The sequence below is a fragment of the Mesorhizobium sp. M7A.F.Ca.AU.001.01.1.1 genome (assembly GCF_004022735.1).
GTDB lineage: Bacteria > Pseudomonadota > Alphaproteobacteria > Rhizobiales > Rhizobiaceae > Mesorhizobium > Mesorhizobium ciceri.
The window spans coordinates 1-6,625 of the sequence record NZ_RZPF01000336.1; the positions used below are offsets into that span (position 1 = coordinate 1).

At 62.5% G+C, this 6,625-nt stretch carries 7 protein-coding genes and 1 pseudogene; 7 read left to right on the top strand and 1 reads right to left on the bottom strand.

Translation table 11 applies throughout. From position 1 onward, the window contains the following. Positions 1-625, bottom strand: a 625-nt coding sequence (locus EN884_RS20220; protein WP_164895075.1) for an alpha/beta hydrolase, incomplete at its 3' end; no start/stop codon positions are given. A 213-nt stretch (positions 626-838) separates the two neighbouring features. Here EN884_RS20220 and EN884_RS20225 point away from each other — a divergent pair. The 7 genes and pseudogenes from EN884_RS20225 to EN884_RS20255 form a co-directional block, all read left to right on the top strand. After that, the gene (locus EN884_RS20225; RefSeq protein ID WP_063170889.1) at positions 839-1,801 is read left to right on the top strand and encodes an AraC family transcriptional regulator; all 963 of its coding nucleotides are present in this window, start codon (positions 839-841) and stop codon (positions 1,799-1,801) included. Positions 1,802-2,049: 248 nt separating this feature from the next. Next, positions 2,050-4,047 carry a conjugal transfer protein TraG gene (locus tag EN884_RS20230; RefSeq protein WP_063170716.1) on the top strand — a complete coding sequence of 666 codons (1,998 nt, stop codon included), beginning with the start codon at positions 2,050-2,052 and terminating at the stop codon, positions 4,045-4,047. A gap of 53 nt (positions 4,048-4,100) precedes the next feature. Further along, positions 4,101-4,499 carry a hypothetical protein gene (locus EN884_RS20235; RefSeq protein ID WP_063170888.1) on the top strand — a complete coding sequence of 133 codons (399 nt, stop codon included), beginning with the start codon at positions 4,101-4,103 and terminating at the stop codon, positions 4,497-4,499. 213 nt (positions 4,500-4,712) lie between these two features. After that, positions 4,713-5,711 carry a P-type conjugative transfer ATPase TrbB gene (gene trbB / locus EN884_RS20240; RefSeq protein WP_127274084.1) on the top strand — a complete coding sequence of 333 codons (999 nt, stop codon included), beginning with the start codon at positions 4,713-4,715 and terminating at the stop codon, positions 5,709-5,711. Positions 5,712-5,760: 49 nt separating this feature from the next. Then, complete coding sequence (locus tag EN884_RS20245; RefSeq protein WP_244514475.1) at positions 5,761-6,024, top strand: TrbC/VirB2 family protein; 264 nt, start codon at positions 5,761-5,763, stop codon at positions 6,022-6,024. Continuing rightward, positions 6,024-6,287 carry a VirB3 family type IV secretion system protein gene (locus EN884_RS20250; RefSeq protein ID WP_063170713.1) on the top strand — a complete coding sequence of 88 codons (264 nt, stop codon included), beginning with the start codon at positions 6,024-6,026 and terminating at the stop codon, positions 6,285-6,287. Before EN884_RS20245 ends, EN884_RS20250 begins: the two co-directional genes overlap by 1 nt. 10 nt (positions 6,288-6,297) lie before the next feature. Next, positions 6,298-6,625, top strand: a pseudogene (locus EN884_RS20255) (conjugal transfer protein TrbE); the annotation flags it as partial.

The following is a 6,625-nucleotide window of genomic DNA, read 5'->3' on the forward strand; positions in this document are numbered from 1 at the left end:
CCTTGGTGCTGATCACATAGAATGTCGGCTTGTCGTGCCAAGCTGCCTTGTCGACGGGAGCCTCGAACGCGGTGTGGTTCAACGGGAGCTGATGGTTTGCCAAGGACTCGGCGATCTCCGGAGGAAGGTCGGCCGCGACTGCCGAAGGAAACACTTTGGGATCGATGTAGAGGTTGCCCTTTTCGTCGGGATGAATCGCCGCGGCGCCTTCGGTTGCCGGGCCGCTCTTGGCTAAGCTCGCCAGAGATTCTCCCACGTCAGGCGCGAATGCGGAGACGTAGACGAGCGCCGAGACGTTGGGATCGTCACCTGCCTGCGTGATAACCACACCGCCCCAGGAGTGGCCAACGAGAACGGTCTTGCCGTTCTGTTTGGCGAGCGCCTGTTTGGTGGCCTCGACGTCCGCCGCCAGGGAGGTGAGCGGGTTTTCGACGAGCGTTACATTGTAGCCCTTCTTCGTGAGGATATCGGCAACCGGCTTCCAGCTCGTCTGGTCGACGAAAGCGCCGTGGACGAGCACGATATTGTGGGCCGGCCCCTTGGGCAGCTGAGCTGATTGGGCGGGGGCGGCAACTGCTGCTCCGGCCATGAGGACGGTGGCGACGGTGAGTAAAAGATTTCGCATTGGTTGCTCCTGTTGAGATGACGGACGACGCGGGTCCGGGGAAGGGCAGGCGTGTCGGCAACAGCCGCGGTTCTCCCATCTGCCGTTCGGGTGATGGTTGCCGCGCGAACCGTTGGCTCGACTTGCGATCAACTAGTACGTGGAGCATTTGGACGTTAGGCCTCAATCGTCCGAATATTGTGTCTGACCGTCCGCCGTACTACCATCGGGACGATGGACATCCTCGCTGAAGTGCTCGATCGCGTTCGCCTGGGCGGAACCTTGCTGTTCCACTTCGAGCTCGGCCATCCCTGGAATCTTGCGTTGGCAAAGCGCCCCTACGCCCTGTTCCACTATCTCAGCCGTGGCTCGGCCACCCTCGCGCTCGAAAGTGGACGAGAATTCCACATGACCGAGGGCGACTTTGTTGTCGTCACGCGTGGCGAGCCCCATGTGATCTACTCGGACAGCCGGATCGAACCGTTACCGATTCTCCATATCGATCGACTGGACGGGCGTCTTGGGCTCATTCGTCACGGAGGCGGCGAGCAGCCGCACGCGACGATGATTTGTGGCAATTTCACTGTGGCACGGCCCTCGCGCGGTAGTGTTTTGGAGTTGCTTCCGCCACTGCTTCTCCTCAAGCCGACGGAAGACGGAGGATGGCTCGAGGCGATTCTGCAACGCATGGTGAGCGAGGCGGCGCACGCGCGTCCCGGACAAGGCGTTGCACTGTCACGACTGACAGAAGTGCTCTTCGTCGAGGTGTTGCGAAGCTGGATCAAGTCTCTCGGCCCCGGGGAAGGCGGTTGGCTGGGGGCGATGGCGGACCCGCACATAGGACCGGCACTTCAGTTGATCCATGAACGACCGGACCGACCTTGGACGCTTGGCGACGTCGGGCAAAGCGTGGGGCTTGGTCGGTCGGCGTTTTCGGCTCGCTTCACCAAGCTCGTTGGAGAGCCGATGTATCGTTATCTGATCGCACGCCGAATGTCGGAGGCCGCATTTCTTCTCGAAACAAGCGACGAGGGGATTGCACGGATTGCGAGTCGCGTCGGCTACGAGACCGCAGCCGCGTTTTCGAAGCTGTTTCATCGACATCATGGCCTATCGCCTGGCCGTTATCGAGCAGTTCGGCGGTCTGACGGTGGCCGAAGGCGAGGGGGCGTTTCGGAAGCAGAAGTCGCCGATTGACCTCGACCACGCTGGCTTATGGAAGGTCTGGCGACAGTCATTCCGGAACTCCCACCATGGCGAATTCCGATATCAAGCGGCACAGCCGTGTCTGCTCAGCCAGTTCTCGATCAGCAGAAACAGCACTGCAACGAACAAGTCCGTGTAGGTCGGACTACCCGGCGGTTCCGTAAACTGTCTTGTGTTCTTGCGTATGCGGAAATTCGATATTTCTGTGGGCGCCCCAAGCCTCAGCAAAGAGACGATAAATGCCGGCGACCAGGATATTGTGGGGGCAACTCGTTGCCGTGCTTCTGATCGTGCTGGTCACTACTTGGGGCGCGACGCAGTGGACCGCATGGCGGCTTGGATTCCAGCCGCAGCTCGGGGATCCATGGCTCGAGCTTGCCGGCCATTCCATCTATCCGCCGCCGGCCTTTTTCTGGTGGTGGTTTTTCTACGATGCGTATGCGCCAGAGATTTTTCTGGAGGGTGCGCTGATCGCGGCGAGCGGCAGCTTTATCGCGATCGCAGTGGCCATCGGTATGTCGGTGTGGCGGGCACGGGAGGCGAAGAATGCCGCCACATATGGTTCTGCACGCTGGGCGACCAGCAAGGAGATCAAAGCCGCTGGGATAGTCGGTCCGGACGGGGTGGTGCTGGGAAAGCTAGAGGGCGACTATCTCCGCCACGACGGCCCAGAACACGTTCTGTGCTTCGCGCCGACCCGAAGCGGCAAGGGTGTTGGCCTTGTCGTCCCGTCTCTGCTGACTTGGCCAGGTTCGGGGATAGTTCACGATATCAAGGGCGAGAACTGGGAGCTGACGGCCGGATGGCGCGCTCGCTTTGGCCGTGTCCTGCTGTTCGATCCAACCAATGCGTCCTCTGCCGCCTACAACCCTTTGCTGGAAGTGAGACGCGGCGAATGGGAGGTCCGCGACGTGCAGAACGTTGCCGATGTCCTGGTCGATCCCGAAGGCTCGCTGGAACGCAGAAACCATTGGGAGAAGACCAGCCACGCGCTGCTGGTCGGTGCCATCCTGCACGTTCTCTATGCCGAAACGGACAAGACGCTTGCCGGAGTTGCGAATTTCCTTTCCGATCCCCAAAGGCCGATCGAGATGACACTGCGCACCATGATGGTGACGCGGCATTTGGGGGAGGGCGGGCCGCATCCGGTGGTGGCCTCGGCAGCTCGCGAACTGCTCAACAAGTCGGAGAATGAACGCTCCGGCGTGCTCTCGACAGCAATGAGCTTTCTGGGTCTCTACCGCGATCCGGTGGTGGCGAAGGTGACGTCCCGCTGCGACTGGCGTATCGCCGATCTGGTCGAGGACGAGCGGGCAGCGACACTCTATCTGGTCGTGCCGCCCTCCGACATCAGCCGTACCAAGCCGCTCATCCGGCTCGTGCTGAACCAGATCGGGCGAAGGCTGACGGAAGACCTTCATGCGAAGGATCGACGGCATCGTCTGCTTATGATGCTCGACGAGTTTCCGGCGCTCGGCCGGCTCGATTTCTTCGAGTCGGCCCTCGCTTTCATGGCGGGCTACGGCATCAAGTCCTTCTTGATTGCACAGTCGCTCAACCAGATCGAAAAAGCGTACGGTCCGAATAACTCCATCCTCGACAACTGCCATGTGCGGGTGAGCTTTGCCACCAACGACGAGCGCACGGCCAAACGCGTCTCCGATTCGCTGGGAACGGGAACCGAGATGCGGGCCATGAAAAACTATGCCGGTCACAGATTGTCGCCCTGGCTCGGGCATCTGATGGTCTCGCGGCAGGAAACGGCGCGTGCGCTGATGACGCCCGGCGAGATCATGCAACTACCACCGAGCGATGCCATCGTCATGGTTTCGGGCCTGTTCCCGATCCGGGCCAAGAAAGCACGCTATTTTGCCGATCCACGTCTCGCAGGGCGCGTCCTGCCGCCACCGAACCCTGAAACGGCCTCAGGACCACCGCGCCCGGATGACTGGACCGGCGCTACAGTCCCTCCGGTGCCGAAACGCAATCCTCTGCAATCCGGGCTCTCTGCGGACCCGCAGGACGGGGATCCGGAAAATGGCGGCATCCGCCGTCAGCCTGAGCTCCCGGAACACGAGGATATCGCGCCGGAACCGCAGGCACAGCTCAATGAAGAGTTCGATCTGGACTGGGACGAATCCGATGATGACACGGTGCGTCGGCGGGCGGCCGATCAGGCTATGCGGCGCGCTGCACGGCAGGCCACCCTCGATCCTGATGACGGCATCGGGCTTTGAACGTGAAGGATGCCAAGAAGAGAAGGCTTTCGGCCTATCTCGATCCTGACGTCATGAACGCGCTTGCCGACTACTCGGCACGCCGCGATGTGTCGCTGTCGCTGATCGCCGAGGCCGCGATCGCCTCGTTCCTTTCACCGGATGCCGAGGAGCGGAAGGAGGCGGCAATCACCCGTCGTCTCGATCAGATCGACCGGCGTGTGCAGCGTGTCGAGCGCGATGTCGGCATCGCCATCGAGACACTGGCTCTGTTCGTGCGCTTCTGGCTCAACTCGACCCCGGCATTGCCCGAATCCGCGCAGGCGGAAGCCCGTGCGAAAGGCCTGCAGCGGTATGACGCGTTCGTTGACGCGCTTGGCCGCAGGCTGAGCAAGGGACCAAAGTTCAGACAGGAAATCGCTGATGAAGTCCCGGCGTCACCAACCGGCGCGGATGATTCCCCGTCGCGGTAGATGGCAGCGCCAGGCCGCGAGATCGCCGTACCGCATTCGGCAAGTCTCTGCACGCCGCGCTACGCTCACCGATTTTGCCTGTTGCAAGGTCGGTATTCATGCCTCTTCTAATCATCCCCGACCGCGGCACGAACAGGCTCGCCGCAGCGAACGGGGACCATCGTGGCAGGCAATCATCATTCTGGCAGGGAAGCGGTGTCGCGCGGCGCGCGCATGCTGCGCACGGCGCTTGGACCGGCCATCGCCCGCTTCCTTGAGGATCCCGAGATCGTTGAGGTGATGCTGAACCCGGATGGACGCATCTGGGTCGACCGGCTGGGCAAAGGGCTCTGCGCCTCCGATGAACTGCTGGTCCCGGCCGACGGCGAGCGCATCATCCGCGTGGTGGCCCACCATGTCGGAGCGGAAGTGCATGCGGGTGCGCCGCGCGTATCGGCCGAACTGCCGGAGACAGGCGAACGTTTCGAGGGGCTGCTGCCGCCGGTCGTCATGGCGCCGACCTTCGCCATCAGGAAGCCGGCGGTCGCCGTATTTGCCCTCGGGGATTACGTCACTGCGGGGATCATGACCGTGGGCCAGGCCGACGTGCTGCGGCTTGCCGTCGAAAAAAGGAAAAATGTTCTGGTCGCCGGTGGAACGTCGACTGGCAAAACGACGCTGGTCAATGCGCTGCTGGCCGAGGTTGCCAGAACCACCGACCGCGTGGTCCTGATCGAGGATACGCGCGAACTGCAATGTGCCGCGCCCAACCTGGTGGCGCTGCGCACCAGGGATGGTGTCGCCTCGCTGTCCGACCTGGTCAAGTCCTCACTGCGGCTTCGGCCCGACCGTATCCCGATCGGTGAGGTTCGCGGCGCGGAAGCGCTCGATCTGCTGAAGGCCTGGGGCACCGGCCATCCAGGCGGCATCGGCACCATTCACGCTGGTTCTGCTACTGGCGCATTGCTGCGGCTCGAGCAACTTGTGCAGGAGGCCGTGGTCACGGTCCCGCGCGCGCTGATTGCGGAGACCATCGACCTCATTGCTGTCCTCGCTGGCCGGGGTGCTGCCCGCCGTCTCGTCGAGATCGCGTGGGTCGAAGGTCTTGATCCCGCCACCGGTGATTATCGCACGCTCGAAGCCAGGCTTGAGAGTGCCACAGCCACAGATCCCCAGTCCCCATTGGAGCTTCAGAATGAACCCGATCCGCTTCACTTCGTCATCTATCCCTAAGCCTGTTGTGCTGGTTACGCGTGTCGCAGTGGCGGCTGCCATCGTGGCCATGAGGATTGTGCCTGCCCACGCCGCAGGCTCGTCCATGCCGTGGGAACAACCCCTTCAGCAGATCCTCGAATCTGTCGAGGGGCCGGTCGCCAAGATCGTGGCGGTGATCATCATCATCGTCACCGGCCTGTCGCTCGCCTTCGGCGACACGTCCGGGGGCTTCAGACGCCTGATCCAGATCGTGTTCGGCCTGTCGATCGCTTTCGCGGCGAGTTCTTTCTTCCTGTCGTTCTTCTCTTTCGGCGGCGGAGCGCTGATCTGATGGAGGAGGAAGTGCGCGGCTTTTTCGCACCGGTGCATCTTGCCCTCACCGAGCCGATCCTGCTCGGCGGCGCGCCGCGCGCGGTTGCCATCGCTAACGGCACGCTCGCCGGTGCGGTCGGGCTTGGTCTGCGTCTTTGGATTGCAGGTCTCGCCATCTGGGCGATCGGTCATTTCGCCGCCGTCTGGGCGGCCAAGCGCGACGCGCAGTTCGTCGACGTCGTTCGCCGGCACCTTCGCTATCCCGCGCATTTCGGCTGCTGAGGGTTTGTGAATGATGAATCTCGCCGAATACCGCAGACGCCCGTCCAGCCTCGCCGACTATCTTCCCTGGGCAGCACTGCTTGCACCAGGCGTGGTGCTCAACAAGGATGGCAGCTTCCAGAGAACCGCCCGGTTCCGCGGTCCCGATCTGGATTCTGCCACGCCGGCGGAACTCGTCGGCACAACCGCTCGGCTGAACGGCGCTCTCCGCCGTCTAGGCTCGGGGTGGGCGATCTTCATCGAAGCGCAGCGCAACCCCGCTGCCACATATCCGGACAGCCGGTTTCCGGATTCCGCATCGGCGCTTCTCGACATCGAACGGCGCGAGCAGTTCGAAC